Raw genomic sequence first — 18,342 nt, 5'->3', positions numbered from 1 at the left:
CGCATGCCGACCGTACTCGATGGTTCGAATTTGAACAACAGGCGTACGCTGCTCCCATGGGCGACACGCAATGGCTGAACGACGACGAGATGGCCCTCTGGCAGGCATTCCTCACGGCCGGGGCGCTCCTCGACCGGCGCGTCGAGGAGCAGCTCAAGGCCGAGTCGGGGCTGTCCCATGTGCAGTACGAGGTGCTGGTGCGGCTGTCCGCCGCCGAGGGCGGCGAGCTGCGCATGAGCGAACTCGCCGGCGCCCTGGTCACCACCAAGAGCGGACTCACGTACCAGATCACGCAGATGGAGAAGGCGGGCCTGGTGCGCCGCCGCTCGTGCGCCGACGACGTGCGCGGCGTCCACGCCGTCCTCACCGACGCGGGCCGCGCACGCCTGGAGCGGGCCGCGCCCGGCCACGTCCGGGTCGTCCGCGACCAGCTGATCGACGTCCTCGGCGACGACCGGGGCCGGGCCGTGCGGGAGGGCCTTGAGGAGGTTGTGCGGAGGCTGGGCGGAGGGTGACTCAGGGGACGCCGCCCGGCGGGGCTCCGGCTCAGACCAGCGCCTCGCGCTCCGCGCGGGCCTGCTCGTCCTGGTCGGCGACGTGCCAGTGCAGGTCGCGGACGCCCGGCTCCAGGGAGAGGCGCGACACGAGCTGCTCCATGTCCGCGCCGGGAGCGCCGTCGATGACGACCGCGGCCTCCAGCGTGGTCGTGCCGTCGTCCTCGCCGCGCCGGATGCGCAGCCCCGCGAGGCGCGGATCGGCGCTGCTGAGCAGCTGGACGAGCAGCGCGCGGATGTGGGCCTCGTCGCGGCGGTCGCAGGTGACGTGGAAGGTGACGTGCGCAGTGGTGTCGTCGTTGCCCTGCGGGGCCCGGTCGATCAGGCGGCTGGTGGGCCGCAGGACGAGGTGCACGCCGACGACGGTGGCGGCGCCGAGCAGCGCGAGGGTCAGCCGCCCGGAGGCCGCGAGGACGCCCACCGCCGCCGAACACCACAGCGTGGCGGCCGTGTTGAGGCCGCGGATCGACGCGCCCTCGCGCATGATGACGCCGCCGCCGAGGAATCCGACGCCGGAGACGACGTACGAGGCGACCCGGGTCGGGCTCGTGGGGTCGTGCATCGCCTCGCTGTAGAGGACGAACAGCGTGGCCCCGGCCGCCACCAGGGCGTTGGTGCGCAGCCCCGCCATGCGGGCGCGCCACTGCCGCTCGACGCCGATGAGGGCGCCGCAGCCGACGCCGGTGGCCAGGCGCAGGGCGAAGTCGAACGTGGTCAGGGACTGCATGGCGGCACCTCCTGAGGCATGGCCGGGTACGCGTCCATACTTGCATATTTACGCAAGTAAGAACAAAGGGCCGGGGTGACGGCCGGCGCTCGGTGCCCTTATTTGCGTATCCACGCAAAGAAGCGCACACTTCCGGAGGCAAGGACCAGGCCCCGGCGTCGCAGCCGGAGGCACGACCCCGGCATTCGCGAAGGAGGCAGCCATGGGCGCGGACCCTCCCAGTAGCAGCCGCTGCCTCCCCGGCAGCACCTGATCCGCCGCTCCCCGCCGCACGCACGGCACGGGACCGGCGCGACGCGGCCCCCGCGCACACCGCGCGCCCCCGGCCGCTCCTTCCTGTTGCCAGTTCACGTGCGCACACCTGCCCACTTCGTGACCCCGGCTGCCGTCCGCGCCTTGCGGTAGCGGCCTGGGGACCGCTGTGCCCAGAGTGTGGTCGGAGGTTCTTGTGATGTCGTTCAAGGCCGGCGGCGCCCCGCCGCGCGCCCCGCTCTCCTCCCGGTTCGCCGGCCGCCTGTCCCGGATGACCTGGGTGGACGTGGTGGTGGCCGCGGCCGTCCTGGTCCTGCTCTACCTCGTCCTGCGGGTCGGCCAGGGCACCACCGTCCGCTTCTCCACCGATCAGTCGGTCGCGGTGGACACCGACCCGTCCGCGCTGCCGTACGACGCGGCGCGCTCGCTCCTGCGGATGTTCGCCGCCCTCGCCGCGTCGATCGCCTTCACCTTCGTGTACGCGTACGCCGCCGCGAAGAGCCGCCGCCTGGAGCGGATTCTCATCCCGGCCCTGGACATCCTCCAGTCCGTGCCGGTGCTCGGTTTCCTCACGGTCGCCGTGACCGGGTTCATCGCCCTGTTCCCCGGCTCGATGCTGGGTCTGGAATGCGCGTCGATCTTTGCGATCTTCACCTCCCAGGCATGGAACATGACGTTCGCCTTCTACCACTCGCTGACCTCGCTGCCGCGCGAACTCGACGAGCTGTCACGGTCGTTCCGCTTCACCAAGTGGATGCGGTTCTGGAAGGTCGAGGTCCCGGCCGGGATGATCGGCCTGGTCTGGAACGGCATGATGAGCTTCGGCGGCGGCTGGTTCTTCCTTGTCGCGTCCGAGGCGATCAGCGTCAACAACAAGGACTACGCGCTGCCCGGCGTCGGCTCCTACGCCGGAGCCGCCGTCACCGACGGCGACCTCGGCAAGGTCGGCTGGGCCATCCTCACCATGGCCGTCATGGTCATCGGCGTGAACTTCCTGTTCTGGCGCCCGCTGACGGCCTGGGCGGAGCGGTTCAAGAACGAGCAGTCCGAGGCGACCGAGATCCAGCGCTCCGCCGTCCTCGACTTCCTGCGCCGCTCCCACTGGCCCCGCCTGCTCGGTGCGTCGCTGCGTCCCGTGGGCCGCGCGCTCGGCCGCGCCGCCCGGGTGTTCGGCACCGACGACCGGCCGCTCACGGTCGACCCGGCGCGCAGGCGCACCGGCGACCTCACCTTCGGGATCGTCGCGGGCGCCCTCATCGCCTGGGGCCTGGTCGACCTCGGCTTCTACCTCAACGACCGCACCGGCCTCGGGGTGTTCGGCGAACCGCTGCTCCTCGGCCTGGTCACCTTCGTCCGCGTCGTCGTGCTCGTCGCCGTCGCCACCGTCGTCTGGGTGCCCATCGGCGTACGCATCGGCTTCTCGCCGCGCCTGACCCGCGTCGCCCAGCCGATCGTGCAGGTGCTCGCGAGCTTCCCGGCCAACTTCCTCTTCCCGCTCGCCGTCTGGTTCTTCCTCAAGACGGGCCTTTCGATCAACGTGGGCGGCATCCTGCTGATGGCGCTCGGCGCCCAGTGGTACATCCTCTTCAACACCATCGCCGGCGCCATGTCGATCCCGACGGACCTGCGCGAGGCCATGGACGACCTGGGCGTACGCGGCCGGCAGCGCTGGAAGCGGCTGATCCTGCCCGGGATCTTCCCGTCGTACGTCACCGGCGGCATCACCGCGTCCGGCGGCGCCTGGAACGCCTCGATCGTCTCCGAGGTCGTCACCTTCGGCGGCACCACGCTGACCGCGACCGGTCTCGGCGCGTACATCGCGCAGGCGACCTCCGACGGCGACTTCCCGCGGCTGATCGCGGGCGTCGCGGTGATGAGCCTGTACGTCGTGGGGCTCAACCGCCTGCTGTGGCGGCGCCTCTACCGCCTCGCCGACACGAGGTACGCCCTGTGATCCGCGCGATCCGCCCCCGGGCCCGGGCCGAATCCCCCGCCCACCCGCAGACTTCCCTTTCCCTCCGGCGAACTGGAGCCCCTCTCATGGCACTCAAGGCCCTCCGCAAGCTGCTCCCGACCGGCACCACGGGCGCCCCCGGCACCCCCACCGGCCCGGTCGCCACCCCGCCGCGCGCCGCCGACGGCGACGTCCTCCTGGAGACCGCGGGCCTCACCAAGTCCTACGCGGGCGCCGACGGCGAGCTGCCCGTCCTCGCCGGCATCGACCTGAAGGTCCGCGCCGGGGAGATCGTCGCGCTGCTCGGCAAGTCCGGCTCAGGCAAGTCCACGCTGCTGCGCTGCCTGGCCGGTCTCATCCCGGCCAGCTCCGGCACCGTCAGCTACCGCGGCGAGCCGCTCACCGGCGCCAACCCCGGCACGGCCATGGTCTTCCAGACCTTCGCCCTGCTGCCCTGGCTCACCGTGCAGCAGAACGTCGAACTCGGCCTGGAGGCACGGGGCGTGCCCGCCGAGGAGCGGGCCCGCGCCGCCGTGCAGGCCATCGACCTGATCGGCCTCGACGGCTTCGAGTCCGCGTACCCGAAGGAGCTGTCGGGCGGGATGCGGCAGCGCGTCGGGTTCGCCCGCGCCCTCGTCGTCGAGCCGGACGTGCTGATGATGGACGAGCCGTTCTCCGCGCTCGACGTCCTGACCGCCGAGAATCTGCGCGGTGAGCTGATGGAGCTGTGGGAGTCGGGTCAATTCCCCACGCGGGCCGTCGTGTTGGTGACCCACAACATCGAGGAGGCCGTCCTGATGGCCGACCGCATCGTGGTCCTCGGCTCCCGCCCCTACGGCACCATCCGCGAGACCGTCGAGGTCGGCCTGGACCGGCCGCGCGACCGCGACGCGCCCGCCTTCCAGGAACTCATCGACCGCGTCTACCGCATCATGACCGGCCGCGCCAAGGAGACGCGGATCTCGGGCCGCGCCGAACCCGCCGACCAGCCCGCCGCCGACCAGGACAGGCGCACGGTCGCCGGGACCCCGCTGCCCGCCGCCACCGTCGACGGCCTCTCCGGCCTCGCCGAGATGGTCGCGCACCGCGGCGGCCGCTGCGACCTGGCCGACCTCGCCGACGAACTCGGCCTGGACGTCGACGACATGCTCCCGCAGGTCGACGCGCTCGACCTGCTCGGCTTCGCCCGCGTCAGCGGCGACGACCTGGTCCTCACCGAGGCGGGCACCGAGTTCGCCGGAGCCGACGTACAGGCGTCCAAGCCCCTCTTCGCCCGCGCCGCGACCGAGGTGCCGCTGGTCAAGCTGATCACCAACAGCCTGCGGCAGCGGCCGGACGCCGCCGTGCGCGCGGGGTTCTTCCGCGACCTGCTCGCCCACCACTTCACGAGCGAACAGGTGGAACGGCAACTGGAGACGGCCACGGACTGGGGCCGCTATGCGGAGCTTTACACGTACGACGCCGATCGGCAGGAGTACCGGTTGGACGAGGGTGCTTCGGCTAAAATCTGACCCCGTATCGCCGGTGTGCTGAGCAGTTCTCAGCCGTGCCGTGGGGGTGGGGGGCGCAAGGTGAAGGTGTTTCTCGACGGCTTATCGGGGCGGGCGAATTCGTGCAGATGGAATCCGTTGACGGCCATCTCCGTGATCGTTCTCTCCGGTGTTCTGGTGACCGCCGGGTGTGGTTCGCCTGACGATTCTCGGGGTGGCGGTGCTCCCGATGGTCCGCCGCACAGCGGGGGAGCGCCTGACGCGGACGGCGCGGACGGAGACTCTTCCTCGGAGGGTGGCTCCTCCTCCGACGGTGGCTCCGTGAACGGCGGGTCGGCGAACGGCGGGTCGGCGAACGGAGGTTCATCGTCCGGCGGCACGTCCGGATCAGGTGGCTCCGGCAGCTCGGGCCGTGATGGCGCGACCTGGGACCCCGGCAGCGGCGGCGGCTCCACGTGGAAGCCCGGCCGGACCGACGGCGGGCGCGGCGACGGCGGCTCCGGCGGGGATCGCGACAGGTCCACCGAGCCGCCCCCCGAAAAGGAGTTCTCCTGGCCTCCGTTCGGCCCCAATTCCCCGCAGTGGAACTCGGTCAACACCGACCACGTCTACGACTTGGTGCAGTCCAGGAAATGCGCTGAGGCCAGGTACAAGTACAACGCGGCAGGTCCGGAGAGGTGGCAGAGCAATCCCGCTCCGTGGAAAGTCCTGGAAGGGCTGATCGCCGCCTGCCACGCGGTCGGCGGGCAGGAAGACGAGTGGCGAAAGGTGATCGACGCGTACTCCGCCGTCAGGAATACGTCGTCGGGAGACTGCAAGTTCAGGGCGGGCCACGGGACGCTGAAGGCGCTGGCCGAATTCCGCGTCGCACATCCGAACGGCAGAGTTCGAATTCGCCCCGCGTCGAATGGGGTTCGGGCCTGCCCGGCGGTCATCACCAGGGTGTCCGACAGGAAGGTGGCTCGGGGAACCAGGGTGTCGGTGACCGGGACCTGGCCCAGCGCGGTGACGATCCGGCTGGGAAGCCGTGAGCCCAAGGTCGAAGTCAACGAAGGCAACCCGGACGCCGGTTGCTGCCACAACGCCACCGTGAACTTCCACGTGCCCGCGGACATGCCCACGGGGGGTGCGCCGCTCACCCTGACAGCCGGATCCGTCACCCTGGACGGGGGCACCATCGAGATCACCGCCCCCAGACCATGACCACGCCGGACGACGGTCCCTGGTTCAGATCACTGACAGCCCGCCTCCGGGGCACGCGTACCCCTGTACCTGCCCCCTCTCCTCCGCAGCCGGAACCAGAACCGGCACCGGAACCAGAACCGCCACCGGAACCAGAGCCGGCACCGGCCCCAGCCCCGGAACCAGAGGCCCCCGAACGCCCCAGCTGGATGGAACTCCTAGGCACCGTAGGCTCACTGGTGTCCCTGCTCGCGGCCGTCCTCTTCTACTTCGGCTGGGCCAGCACCGACGCGGAGACCCGCGCCCTCGGCCTGCACGACAGCATCTTCCGCCTCTCCACCAGCGACTACCTGCTGCGCAGCGTCGAGCCCCTCTTCCTGCCCGCCCTGCTGCTCGTCGGCGCCCTGCTCGCCGGCATCGGGCTCCAGCGCTGGGTCACGAAGTCTCCCGGCCGGGCCGGGACCGCCGTACGGCGCATGCGCTGGGGATGGCTGCTCCCCGCCGCCCTCGCGCCCTTCTACCGCCTGTATCCGGCCCTCTTCGAGCTGATCATCCCCCTCGTCGCCATCCCCGGACTCCTCGCGACCGCCTACGCCTTCACCCGGACCCCGCCGGACGCCGCGTCCGACGCAGCGCAACGGCGGCTGCGCCTCCAGATCTGGGCGCTGTCCCTCGTCCTGTGCCTGCTCTCCCTGTTCTGGGCGGTCTCCTCGTACGCGGGCATCGTCGGCCGCGGCCGCGCCGAGGAAGCCGCGCGAGCGGTGAACACGTCCGCGTTCCCCAGCGTCGTGGTCTTCAGCGAGAAGGACCTCATGATCCGCGGGGACGGGTCCTGCTACCAGTACGTGAAGGGCAAGGACAGCGCGTACGCGTTCCGCTACACGGGCCTGCGCCTGTTCTACGTCTCCGGCGACCGCGTGTACCTCGTGGCCTGGAAGTGGCGCCCCTCCAAGGGCACGCTGTGGGTGGTGCGGGAGAACGACTCCGTGCGCGTCGAGTACGTCAGCGGGCCCCTGGGCCGTCAGCCGGAGTGCTAGGCCCCACCGGGCAGGCGCCAGTGCTGGCAGTCCCTAGTGTTCGGTGGCCGGTCGGCGGCGGCCCGTCCCGACCGGTCGGCGGCGCGCGGGAGCGGCCTGCTCCTGCGCGGCCGTGGCCGCCGACTCCGGTGGCGCGTCGGCCGCCGCGCCACCACCCCCGGCGGCGCCCGCCACCAGCGCCGCCTCGTCCAGCAGCCCCCGCACCTCCGCCGCGCGGTAGTAGATCCGGGTGCCCTCACGGCGCGAGACCACGAGTCCGGCGGCCCGCAGCTTCGCCAGATGCTGGGAGGTCGCGGCCACATGCGCGCCGAGCAGCTCGGCGAGCGCGCTGACGGGCAGCTCCTGCCGGCTGAGCGCCCACAGGAGCCGATACCGCGAGGGATCCGCCACCGCCTTCAGCACCGCCACCGCGCGGTCCGCGGCCGCCGCGTCCCACGCCTGTCCTTGCGCGTCCATGCAAGTAGGGTAGCGGGTGGCTCCGGCGGCCCGCCTCAGTACCCGACCGTGAACCGCCGCTGCACGAAGCGCGGCAGCTCCGCCTCGTCGACGAGGGCGACCGCCGCGTCCTCGGCCGAGATGCGGCTGCGCCCCTCGGCGTCGAGCACCGGATGGTCGCCGCCGACCCGGAAGCGCCCGGTGCGCTCGCCGGGGGCGATGTCCTCCGCCGGGCTGAAGTAGGTCCACAGCCGGTCGGAGAGACGCAGGACGTTCAGGGCCTCGCGGTGCCCGCGCACCGCGACCGCGTACTCGCGCGGCAGACCGAGCCCGTCGAGGCTCTCGCGCACCACGTCGTCGGAGTCGGCGTGGACGACGCCGGGCGCGATCTCCAGGCTGCCCGCCCCGCCGATCACGACGAGCCGGGTGCGGGGGTGGCTCTCCAGTGCCTTGAGCAGGGCCCGCGCCGCCGTGGCGTACACGGTCGGATCGGCGATCGAGCGGCGCAGCGTGTCGGCCATGTCCCGGGCCGCGTTGCCCGGCTGATAGCCGCTGATCAGTACGTCCATGCCGGGCAGCGCCCCGGCGACACTCGCGGCGTCGAACACGTCGACGCTCCGCCACGTGATGTTCGGCCGGTCCTCCGTGACGCGGGAGGCGTCCCGGCTGAACGCCGTGACCGTGTGCCCCCGCCCGAGGGCCTCGGTGACGACGCGGCTGCCGATGGTGCCCGTGGCCCCGATGACTCCGATGTGCATGGCTCTCCCCTGTGCCTGATGCTTCCGCGCCCCCATGTGAGTGCACGGCGTGCAGTGACTATATGGCGTGAAGTTTCCGTACGGCAATCAGAATCTGGGGGCCTGTACAGTGGCCGTCGTGGGGATCAGCACCGAAAGCACGGGACGTAGCGGAAGCGGCGGGCGCCGTGCGCGGCTGCGCGCCGAGACCACGGCGGAGATCAAGGAGGTCGCGCTCGGCCTGATGGCGACGGGCGGTCCGGACGCCATCACGCTGCGGGCCATCGCCCGCGAGATGGGCATGACCGCCAACGCGATCTACGGATACTTCGCCACCCGGGACGACCTGGTCACGGCGCTGGTGAACGACGTGTACACGGCTCTGGCCGACACCGTCGACGCCGCCTGGAAGGACGCGTCACGCAAGGGCCCGGCCGCGCGCATCCAGGCATGGGCGGAGGCGTTCCGGGGCTGGGCCCTGGCCAACCCCGAGGGTTTCCGGCTCATCTACGGCGACCCCGTCCCCGGCTACCGCGCTCCGGCGCCGGGCGCCGCGCCCGACGCCGCCCGCCGGGTCTGCACCGGTCTGACGGCCCTCGCGGCCGCCGCCTGGCCGCATGTCCAACACCTGTACGCGGACAGCGACTTCGCGTGGTCCGACTTCGAGCCGGGGCTGCTCGACAAGGTCCGCCCCGCGTTCCCCGACCTGCCCCCGGCGGCGGTGGCCCTGGCCCTGCGCATCTGGGGCCGCCTGCACGGCCTGGTGTCCCTGGAGATCTACGGCCACCTGCGCGGCCAGACGGCGAGCCCGGACAAGCTGTTCCGCGAGGAACTGGCCCAGCTCGTCAGCTCGTTGGGCGTCGGCCCGGCGGACGGACCGTCGCCGCGGAGCCCCCGCGCCGCCCCGAAGCCGTGGACCCCCGCACCACCAGCTCCGGCATGAACACGAACTCGCTGTGCGGCGCAGGGGTGCCGCCGATCTCCTCCAGGAGCGTGCGCACCGTGGCCTGGCCCATGGCCTGGACGGGCTGGCGGATCGTGGTCAGCGGCGGGTCGGTGAAGGCGATGAGCGGGGAGTCGTCGAAGCCGACCACCGAGACGTCGCGGGGCACGTCGAGGCCCTGCTCGCGGGCGGCCCGGACGGCGCCGAGCGCCATCATGTCGCTGGCGCAGACGATGCCGGTGCAGCCCTTGGCGATCAGAGCCGTCGCCGCGGCCTGACCGCCCTCCAGGGTGTAGAGGGAGTGCTGGACCAGCTCGTCGGCCTCGGCGGGGGACAGGCCGAGCCGCTCGCGCAGGCCGAGCCGGAAGCCCTCGATCTTGCGGACCACCGGCACGAACCGCCGGGGGCCGACCGCGAGGCCGACGCGGGTGTGGCCGAGCGAGGCGAGATGCCGCACGGCGAGCTGGGTCGCGGCCCGGTCGTCGGTGGAGACGAACGGCGCGTCGACCTTGGGGGAGAAGCCGTTGACCAGGATGTGGGGGACGCCCTTGGCGCGCAGCGCCGCGTAGCGCTCCATGTCCGCGGTGGTGTCGGCGTGCAGCCCGGACACGAAGATGATCCCGGCGACACCGCGGTCCACCAGCATCTCGGTCAGCTCGTCCTCGGTGGAGCCGCCGGGGGTCTGGGTGGCGAGCACCGGCGTATAGCCCTGCCGCGTCAGGGCCTGGCCGATCACCTGGGCGAGCGCGGGGAAGATCGGGTTGTCCAGCTCGGGCGTGATCAGGCCGACCAGGCCCGCGCTGGTGCCCCGGCGCAGCCGGACGGGCCGTTCGTAGCCGAGCACGTCGAGCGCGGCCAGGACGGCCTCGCGGGTGGCCGCGGCCACGCCGGGCTTGCCGTTGAGCACCCGGCTGACGGTGGCTTCGCTGACCCCTGCCTGTGCTGCGATGTCGACGAGCCGCGCGGTCATGGACGGGACTGTACAGGCCGACCGGGGGTCTGCCCACTTGTTGCGCAAGCTTGCAGGGCGCTCTGACCTGGCCGAGTCCGGGCCGGACGGAAATCCCAAGGACACGCGGCGGTAACGATCCGGTGCTCTTGCAGAAATTTCTCGCAAGGTCTTTCGGGACGTTTTCAAGCCTGTTACGTTCCTGCCAACCCGGCGCCGCCTCGAGTGCGGCCTGCAGGAGGCACCTCTTCGTCTCTCCTCATTCCGGGCCATTCCGGGACCAGTTGAAGGAGTTCACATGCGGCGTGGCATAGCGGCCACCGCACTGGTCGCAGCCCTGGCGATGACAGCGGCAGCGTGCGGCGGCGACGACGGTGACAGCGGGAAGAAGAGCGGAGGCAAGCTCTCCGGGACCGTCACCTTCTGGGACACCTCGAACGACGCCGAGAAGGCCACGTACCAGAAGCTGGCCAAGGGCTTCGAGAAGCTCCACCCGGGCGTCGAGGTCAAGTACGTGAACGTGCCGTTCGGCGAGGCCAACGCCAAGTTCAAGAATGCCGCCGGCGGCAACTCCGGCGCCCCCGACGTGATGCGCACCGAGGTCGCCTGGGTGGCCGACTTCGCCAACCTCGGCTACCTCGCGCCCCTGGAGAACACGCCCGCGCTCGACAAGCCGGACGACTTCCTCCCGCAGGCCGCCGCGAGCACCAGGTTCAAGGGCAAGACGTACGCGGCGCCGCAGACCATCGACACCCTCGCGCTCTTCTACAACAAGAAGATGCTCAAGGACGCGGGCGTCGCGGTCCCCAAGAGCTTCGACGAGGTCAGGACGGCCGCGAAGAAGATCAAGTCGAAGTCCGGCAAGACCGGGCTCTACCTGCGCGGGGACGACCCGTACTTCTACCTGCCGTACCTCTACGGAGAGGGCGGTGACCTCCTCGACACCAAGAAGAAGGAGATCACCGTCGACGACGCCGAAGGCGCCGCCGCCTTCAAGGTGATGAAGGACCTGGTCGACTCCAAGGCCGCGGTCACCGACGCCAGCGACGGCTACAACAACCAGCTCAACGCCTTCAAGGACGGCGACGTCGCGATGGCGCTCGACGGCCCCTGGTCCATCGAGGGCGCCCTGCAGGGCAAGCAGTTCAAGGGCTCCGCGGGCAAGGGCAACCTCGGTGTCGCGCCCGTCCCGGGCGGCAGCGCCCGCCAGGCGTCGCCGCAGGGCGGCTGGAACCTCGCCGCGTACGCCGGTTCCAAGAACCTCGACGCCAGTTACGAGTTCATCAAGTACATGAGCTCCGCGAAGGTGCAGCAGCAGACCACCGAGAAGCTGAGCCTGCTGCCCACCCGCACCTCCGTCTACGAGGTGCCGTCGGTCAAGAACAACCAGATGGTCCAGTTCTTCAAGCCGGCCGTCGACAAGTCGGTGCAGCGCCCCTGGATCCCCGAGGCCAACTCCCTCTTCGAGCCGATCCGGCTGCAGATGGGGAAGGTGCTGAACGGCAGCACGTCGCCCGGTGACGGAGCCAAGAACATCGGCGACGCCTACCGCAAGCTCCTGAAGGACTACAAGTAGGCATGGCGGTCGACAGCGGCCACTCCGTGACCGAGGCCGTGGACGCCCGGCGCGTCCACGGCCCCGGCCGGCGGAACGGCAAGCCCTCCGGAAACTCTGGCCGCCTGCGCAGGGCGCTCAGCACCCACTGGTACGCCTGGGCCATGGTCGCCCCCGTGGTGGCCGTCATCGGCGTGATCGTCGGCTATCCGCTGCTGCGCGGCGTGTACCTGTCGACGACGGACGCCAACGAGGCGAACGTCGAGCGCACCATCGGCGTCAACCACATCCCGGCGACGTACGAATCGGTCGGCCTGGACAACTACACGGCCATCCTCGACGACGGCGTCTTCTGGGACCGGCTGTCCTGGACCGTCATATGGACGGTCTCCTGCGTCGCCCTGTCGTTCGTGTTCGGCCTCGCCCTCGCGAACATGCTCAACCGCAAGCTGAAGGGCCGCTCCTTCTACCGGATGGCCCTCATCCTGCCGTGGGCGGTGCCCGCGTTCGTCTCGGTCTTCACCTGGCGGCTGCTCTTCAACGAGAAGAGCGGCATCCTCAACAAGATCCTCGCGGGCGGCGGCATCGACGCGATCCCGTGGCTCAACGACCCCACCTGGGCGAAGCTCTCGGTGATCGCCGTCAACGTCTGGCTCGGCGTGCCCTTCATGCTGGTCGCCATGCTCGGCGGACTGCAGTCCATCCCCGGCGAGCTGTACGAGGCCGCCGAGATGGACGGCGCGAACGCCTGGCAGCGCTTCCGGCACATCACGCTGCCGGGCCTGCGCTCGGTGAGCAGCACCGTCATCCTGATCAGCGCCATCTGGACCTTCAACATGTTCCCGGTGATCTTCCTGCTCACCCGGGGCGGGCCAGGGGACGCGACGGAGATCCTGGTGACGTACGCCTACCGGCTCTCGTTCGTCGTCAGCCCGCGCGACTTCGCCGGGTCCGCGGCCTGGGGCGTGCTCATCCTGCTGCTCCTTTCGCTCTTCGCGGTGGTCTACCGCCGCGCGCTCCGCAAGCAAGGAGAGGTGTGGTGACCGCCATGAAAACCACCTCGGCCACACCCGGGGCCCCGCGCAAGGGCAGGATCAGGCCGCGCGGCGAGCGCGGCCCGCTGGCCTCCGTCGCCCTGCACGTCACGCTCCTGATCGCCAGCGCGGTCGCGGTCCTGCCGCCGCTGTGGCTGCTCGTCACCTCGTTCAAACCGAAGAGCGAGGCGTTCTCCACGGCGCTCGTGAAGGACTTCACCTTCGGCAACTACGACCACGTGCTGAACGACACCGAGTTCCTGAGCTGGGTCGGCAACTCCCTGTTCGTGGTGGGGCTGACCACCGTCATCGGCGTCTTCATCTCGGCGACCACCGGGTACGCCGTCAGCCGGTTCAAGTTCCCCGGCATGCGGCCCCTGATGTGGCTGCTGCTGATCACGCAGATGTTCCCCGTGGCCGTGCTCATCGTGCCGTTGTACAACCTGCTCGCGAGCATGGAGCTGCTCAACCAGCCCATGGGCCTGGTCCTCACGTATCTGACGATCGCCGTGCCGTTCTCCGCGTGGATGATGAAGGGCTACTTCGACACCATCCCCGTGGAGATCGACGAGGCGGGCCGGGTGGACGGCCTCAACCCGTTCGGCACCTTCTGGCGGCTCATCATGCCGCTCGCCAAGCCCGGCCTGGCCGTGACCGGCTTCTACAGCTTCATCACCGGCTGGGCCGAGGTCGCCTACGCCTCCGCCTTCATGACCGGCGAGGAGAACCTCACCCTCGCGGGCGGCCTGCAGACCTTCGTCAACCAGTACACCAGCGACTGGGGTTCGCTGACGGCCGCGGCCGTGATCGTCGCGGTGCCCGCGGCGGTGATCTTCGGCTTCGTGCAGCGCCACCTCGTCTCCGGACTGACGGCCGGCGCGACGAAGTCCTGAACTCCGGCGCGACGAACCTCTGAAGCTCCCCTTTCGATCCGCCCACAGACTCGACCTCCCAGGGAACACATGACCCAGCATCTCGCTGCCCCTGCCGCCCCTGACTCCGGCACGCGTACGGACTGGTGGCGCGACGCGGTGATCTACCAGGTCTATCCGCGCAGCTTCGCCGACGGCAACGGCGACGGCATGGGCGACCTCGAGGGCATCCGGGCCCGTCTGCCGCACCTCAGGGACCTCGGCGTCGACGCCGTCTGGCTCAGCCCGTTCTACGCCTCGCCGCAGGCCGACGCGGGCTACGACGTCGCCGACTACCGCGCCATCGACCCGATGTTCGGCACCCTCCACGACGCCGACGCGGTCATCCGGGACGCGCACGCCCTGGGCCTGCGCATCATCGTGGACCTGGTGCCCAACCACTCCTCCGACCGGCACGACTGGTTCCAGCGGGCCCTGAAGGAGGGCCCCGGCTCGCCGCTGCGGGACCGCTACCACTTCCGGGCCGGCAAGGGCGCCGACGGGGAACTGCCGCCCAACGACTGGGAGTCCATCTTCGGCGGCCCCGCCTGGACCCGCACCACGGACCCGGACGGCGCGCCCGGCGAGTGGTACCTCCACCTGTTCGCGCCCGAGCAGCCCGACTTCAACTGGGAACACCCCGCCGTACGCGACGAGTTCCGCTCCATCCTGCGCTTCTGGCTCGACATGGGCGTCGACGGCTTCCGGGTGGACGTCGCCCATGGCCTGGTCAAGGCCGAGGGGCTGCCCGACATCGGCCACCACGACCAGCTGAAGCTGCTCGGCAACGACACCATGCCGTTCTTCGACCAGGACGGCGTGCACGAGATCTACCGCAGCTGGCGGCACGTCCTTGCGGAATATGCGGAAAATGAAATAGGGCCCGAAGGGCCTTCCTTGGAAGGGCGGGGGCGGGAGACGGGCGGGCGAGTGCTGGTCGCCGAGGCGTGGACGCCCACCGTCGAGCGCACCGCGCACTACGTACGTCCCGACGAGATGCACCAGGCATTCAACTTCCAGTACCTGGGCACCCATTGGGACGCCGCCGAGCTGCGCGAGGTCATCGACAGCTCGCTGGCCGCCATGCGCCCCGTCGACGCGCCCGCCACCTGGGTGCTCTCCAACCACGACGTGACCCGGCACGCCACGCGCTTCGCCAACCCGCCGGGCCTCGGCACCCAGCTGCGCACCGCGGGCGACCGCGCGCTCGGCCTGCGCCGGGCCCGCGCCGCGACCCTCCTGATGCTGGCGCTGCCCGGCTCCGCCTACCTCTACCAGGGCGAGGAACTCGGCCTGCCCGACGTCACCGATCTGCCCGACGAGGTCCGCCAGGACCCGTCGTTCCACCGGGCGCAGGGCCAGGACGGGTTCCGCGACGGCTGCCGGGTGCCGATCCCGTGGACCGTCGAGGGACCGTCGTACGGCTTCGGCACCGGCGGGAGCTGGCTGCCGCAGCCCGCGGGCTGGGGCGAGCTGAGCGTCGAGGCGCAGACCGGCGACCCCACCTCGACGCTGGAGCTCTACCGCAAGGCTTTGCAGACGCGCCGCACCCAGCCGGGGCTCGGCGCGGGCGACGCGCTGCAGTGGACCGAAGCCCCCGAGGGGGTGCTGGCCTTCCGCCGCGAGGACTTCGCGTGCACCGCCAACACCACGGGCGAACCCGTGCGGCTGACGGCACCGGGCCGACTGCTGCTCGCCAGCGGCCCCGTCGACGTGGGTGACGGCGATGTGGAGCTGCCCGCCGACACCACCGCCTGGTGGGCGGTGTGACGACGACGTCGGCGCCGGGGGCCTCCGAGGGCGGGGGCCGGGGCGCCCCGCGGCTCGCGGACATCGCCGCCCAGGCCGAGGTCAGCGAGGCCACGGCGAGCCGCGTCCTGAACGGCAAGGCGGGCGTCGCGGCCGCCACCCGGCGCCGCGTGCTCGCCGCGCTCGACGTGCTCGGCTACGAACGGCCGTTGCGCCTGAGACGCCGCAGCGCGGGCCTGGTCGGCCTGGTGATCCCCGAGCTGACCAACCCGATCTTCCCGGCGTTCGCGCAGGTCGTGGAGCAGGTGCTCGCCGGGCACGGCTACACGCCGATGCTGTGTACGCAGATGCCGGGCGGCGCCACCGAGGACGAGCTGGTGGAGCAGTTGGAGGAGCGCGGTGTCAGCGGCATCGTGTTCCTGTCCGGGCTGCACGCCGACGCCACGGCCGACCACGGGCGCTATCTGGCGCTCGCGGGCAGGGGCGTGCCGTTCGTCCTCATCAACGGCTACAACGAGCACATCCCGGTGTCCTTCGTGTCGCCCGACGACCGCGCGGCCGTGCGGATGGCGGTGCGGCACCTCGTGGACCTGGGGCACGAGCGGATCGGTCTCGCCATCGGTCCGACGCGCTACGTCCCCTCGCGGCGCAAGGCCGAGGGGTTCGCGACGGCGCTGCACGACTACGTCGGCCTGCTGGAGGGGGAGGCCGAACAGCTCGTGCAGCGCACGCTGTTCACCGTCGAGGGCGGGCACGCGGCGGCGAGCGCGCTGCTCGACCGCGGCTGCACCGCCGTGGTGTGCGGCAGCGACATGATGGCGCTCGGCGCCGTCCGCGCCGCCCGGGAGCGGGGTCTCGCCGTGCCCGGCGACGTCTCGGTGGTGGGCTTCGACGACTCGCCGCTCATCGCGTTCACGGACCCGCCGCTGACCACGGTGCGCCAGCCCGTGCAGGCGATGGCTTCGGCGGCGGTCGGCGCCCTCCTGGAGGAGATCAACGGAAACCCCGTGCAGCGCACGGAGTTCGTCTTCCAGCCGGAACTGGTGGTGCGCGGCTCGACCGCGCAGGCGCGGCACTGAGGGCGTCCGGCGGCGGTGAAGGCCGTTCGGTGCGCGCGGGATTGAGGGCGCGCGGAGGGTTGACCGGGGTGGTTGAGGGTCGTACGGTCACGACCGAAAACATTGCCGCAATCTTGCTGCAACATCCTTCAACGGCCCGATGAACACGGCACGTTGCCCGCGAAGGCCCCCCACTTCACCCGCGCAGGAGGCCCCCGTGACCCGTCGCACGCGCACCAAGCCCTCGGTCGGCCGCAGATCGCAGGCCGCCACGCTCGCTCTCCTCGCCGGCGTCGGCGGGGGCCTGATCGGCGGCGCGCCGCAGGCCGCCGCCGCCCCGCCCGGCGCCAAGGACGTCACCGCCGTGCTCTTCGAGTGGAAGTTCAGCTCGGTGGCCAAGGCGTGCACGGACCGGCTCGGCCCCGACGGCTACGGCTACGTCCAGGTGTCGCCCCCGCAGGAGCACATCCAGGGCCCCCAGTGGTGGACCTCGTACCAGCCCGTCAGCTACAAGATCGGCGGCCGCCTCGGTGACCGGGCGGCCTTCAAGAACATGGTCGACACCTGCCACTCCGCCGGTGTGAAGGTCGTCGTCGACACGGTGATCAACCACATGGCGGCCGGGAACGGCACCGGCACCGGCGGTACTTCGTACACGAAGTACGACTACCCGGGCATCTACTCGCGGCCCGACTTCGACAACTGCACCACGCCGATCAGCAACTACCAGGACCGCTTCAACGTCCAGGAGTGCGAGCTCGTCGGCCTCGCGGACCTCGACACCGGCGAGGACCATGTACGCGGCCGCATCGCCGCGTACATGAACGACCTGCTCTCCCTCGGCGTCGACGGGTTCCGCGTGGACGCCGCCAAGCACATGGCGGCGGACGACCTGAAGAACATCAAGTCGCGGCTGAGCGACCCGAACGCCTACTGGAAGCAGGAGGCCATCTTCGGCGCGGGCGAGGCCGTCTCGCCGGACGAGTACCTCGGCAGCGGAGACGTCCAGGAGTTCCGGTACGCCCGTGACCTCAAGCGCGTCTTCACCGGCGAGAAGCTCGCGTACCTGAAGAACTACGGCGAGGGCTGGGGTTATATGCCCTCCGGCAAGTCCGCCGTGTTCGTCGCCAACCACGACACCGAGCGCAGCGGCGACACCCTCACCTACAAGGACGGTTCGAGCCACACGCTGGCGCACGTGTTCATGCTGGCCTGGCCCTACGGCTCCCCGGACGTGCACTCCGGCTTCGAGTTCACCGACCGCGACGCCGGGCCCCCGAACGGCGGCCAGGTGAACTCCTGTTACAGCGACGGCTGGAAGTGCCAGCACGCGTGGCCCGAGGTCGCGGGCATGGTGAAGCTGCGGAACGCCTCGCGCGGCGCGGCCGTGACCAACTGGTGGGACAACGGCAACGATGCGGTTGCCTTCGGCCGGGGTGACAAGGCTTACGTCGTCATCAACCACGAGGGCTCGGCGCTGGACCGTACGTTCCAGACCTCGCTTGCCGCGGGCGTCTACTGCGACGTGCAGAGCGGGCGGAACGTCACTGTCGGCGGTGACGGCCGGTTTACGGCTTCCGTCGCCCCTGGTACTGCCCTCGCCCTGCACACCGGCGCGAAGCGCTCCGCTGGATGTGCCGGATGAGGCCGTCTTGTGCCTGCGGGTTCGTTGTGGCTGGTCGCGCAGTTCCCCGCGCCCCTTTAGGGCGCCTCCGCACCGCAGCCGTTTAGGTCCTGCTGATTACACCGAAGGAGAACGCAAGCCCGTGACCGGC

General features: G+C 71.0%; 15 protein-coding genes and 1 pseudogene. 12 read left to right on the top strand and 4 right to left on the bottom strand.

Annotated elements, in window-relative coordinates; translation table 11 throughout:
• Nucleotides 1-56 precede the first annotated feature (56 nt).
• Nucleotides 57-515, top strand: coding sequence for a MarR family winged helix-turn-helix transcriptional regulator (locus tag STRAU_RS24340; protein WP_016643044.1), 459 nt, complete (start codon nt 57-59; stop codon nt 513-515).
• 31 nt (nt 516-546) lie between these two features.
• Here STRAU_RS24340 and STRAU_RS24335 read toward each other — a convergent pair whose 3' ends face one another.
• Nucleotides 547-1,281: an MgtC/SapB family protein gene (locus STRAU_RS24335; protein ID WP_016643043.1), complete on the bottom strand. Its 735-nt coding sequence runs from the start codon at nt 1,279-1,281 to the stop codon at nt 547-549.
• Between the two features lie 451 nt (nt 1,282-1,732).
• Here STRAU_RS24335 and STRAU_RS24330 point away from each other — a divergent pair, with 451 nt between their 5' ends.
• From STRAU_RS24330 to STRAU_RS24315, 4 genes are all read left to right on the top strand, one after another.
• Nucleotides 1,733-3,487 (top strand): ABC transporter permease, encoded by a 1,755-nt coding sequence (locus STRAU_RS24330; RefSeq protein WP_037661574.1) that lies wholly within the window; start codon nt 1,733-1,735, stop codon nt 3,485-3,487.
• Nucleotides 3,488-3,573: 86 nt separating this feature from the next.
• Nucleotides 3,574-4,998, top strand: a complete 1,425-nt coding sequence (locus STRAU_RS24325; RefSeq protein ID WP_016643041.1) for an ABC transporter ATP-binding protein — start codon at nt 3,574-3,576, stop codon at nt 4,996-4,998.
• 300 nt (nt 4,999-5,298) lie between these two features.
• Nucleotides 5,299-6,180, top strand: coding sequence for a hypothetical protein (locus STRAU_RS42455; protein ID WP_016643040.1), 882 nt, complete (start codon nt 5,299-5,301; stop codon nt 6,178-6,180).
• Nucleotides 6,181-6,398: 218 nt separating this feature from the next.
• Complete coding sequence (locus STRAU_RS24315) at nt 6,399-7,196, top strand: hypothetical protein (protein ID WP_016643039.1); 798 nt, start codon at nt 6,399-6,401, stop codon at nt 7,194-7,196.
• 33 nt (nt 7,197-7,229) lie between these two features.
• On the opposite strand, the gene STRAU_RS24310 is transcribed toward STRAU_RS24315, so the two are convergent.
• Nucleotides 7,230-7,652 carry an ArsR/SmtB family transcription factor gene (locus tag STRAU_RS24310; RefSeq protein WP_016643038.1) on the bottom strand — a complete coding sequence of 141 codons (423 nt, stop codon included), beginning with the start codon at nt 7,650-7,652 and terminating at the stop codon, nt 7,230-7,232.
• A 35-nt stretch (nt 7,653-7,687) separates the two neighbouring features.
• A complete protein-coding gene (locus STRAU_RS24305; RefSeq protein WP_016643037.1) occupies nt 7,688-8,389 on the bottom strand; it encodes an NAD(P)-dependent oxidoreductase in 702 nt (233 codons plus the stop codon).
• Nucleotides 8,390-8,507: 118 nt separating this feature from the next.
• On the opposite strand from STRAU_RS24305, the gene STRAU_RS40515 reads away from it, so the two are divergent.
• Nucleotides 8,508-9,311 carry a TetR/AcrR family transcriptional regulator gene (locus STRAU_RS40515; protein WP_078621443.1) on the top strand — a complete coding sequence of 268 codons (804 nt, stop codon included), beginning with the start codon at nt 8,508-8,510 and terminating at the stop codon, nt 9,309-9,311.
• On the opposite strand, the gene STRAU_RS24300 is transcribed toward STRAU_RS40515, so the two are convergent.
• Nucleotides 9,214-10,281 carry a LacI family DNA-binding transcriptional regulator gene (locus STRAU_RS24300; protein WP_016643036.1) on the bottom strand — a complete coding sequence of 356 codons (1,068 nt, stop codon included), beginning with the start codon at nt 10,279-10,281 and terminating at the stop codon, nt 9,214-9,216. The two genes, STRAU_RS40515 and STRAU_RS24300, sit on opposite strands and share 98 nt — an antisense overlap.
• A gap of 277 nt (nt 10,282-10,558) precedes the next feature.
• Here STRAU_RS24300 and STRAU_RS24295 point away from each other — a divergent pair, with 277 nt between their 5' ends.
• The 6 genes and pseudogenes from STRAU_RS24295 to STRAU_RS24270 all read left to right on the top strand — a co-directional run.
• Nucleotides 10,559-11,836, top strand: coding sequence for an extracellular solute-binding protein (locus STRAU_RS24295; RefSeq protein WP_016643035.1), 1,278 nt, complete (start codon nt 10,559-10,561; stop codon nt 11,834-11,836).
• A gap of 2 nt (nt 11,837-11,838) precedes the next feature.
• Nucleotides 11,839-12,858: a carbohydrate ABC transporter permease gene (locus tag STRAU_RS24290; protein ID WP_016643034.1), complete on the top strand. Its 1,020-nt coding sequence runs from the start codon at nt 11,839-11,841 to the stop codon at nt 12,856-12,858.
• Nucleotides 12,859-12,863: 5 nt separating this feature from the next.
• Complete coding sequence (locus tag STRAU_RS24285) at nt 12,864-13,742, top strand: sugar ABC transporter permease (protein WP_052029223.1); 879 nt, start codon at nt 12,864-12,866, stop codon at nt 13,740-13,742.
• Nucleotides 13,743-13,811: 69 nt separating this feature from the next.
• The gene (locus STRAU_RS24280; protein WP_016643032.1) at nt 13,812-15,530 is read left to right on the top strand and encodes a glycoside hydrolase family 13 protein; all 1,719 of its coding nucleotides are present in this window, start codon (nt 13,812-13,814) and stop codon (nt 15,528-15,530) included.
• On the top strand, nt 15,518-16,588 hold the full coding sequence (locus STRAU_RS24275) for a LacI family DNA-binding transcriptional regulator (protein ID WP_016643031.1): 1,071 nt from the start codon (nt 15,518-15,520) through the stop codon (nt 16,586-16,588). The genes STRAU_RS24280 and STRAU_RS24275 overlap by 13 nt, the downstream gene beginning before the upstream one ends.
• A 196-nt stretch (nt 16,589-16,784) precedes the next feature.
• Nucleotides 16,785-18,200: pseudogene (locus STRAU_RS24270) on the top strand (alpha-amylase); the annotation flags it as partial.
• Between the last annotated feature and the right edge of the window lie 142 nt (nt 18,201-18,342).

The organism is Streptomyces aurantiacus JA 4570 (assembly GCF_000414115.1).
Classification (GTDB): domain Bacteria; phylum Actinomycetota; class Actinomycetes; order Streptomycetales; family Streptomycetaceae; genus Streptomyces; species Streptomyces aurantiacus_A.
Note: the sequence above shows the minus strand (reverse complement) of the source record. Positions and strands in the feature narration are given on the sequence as shown.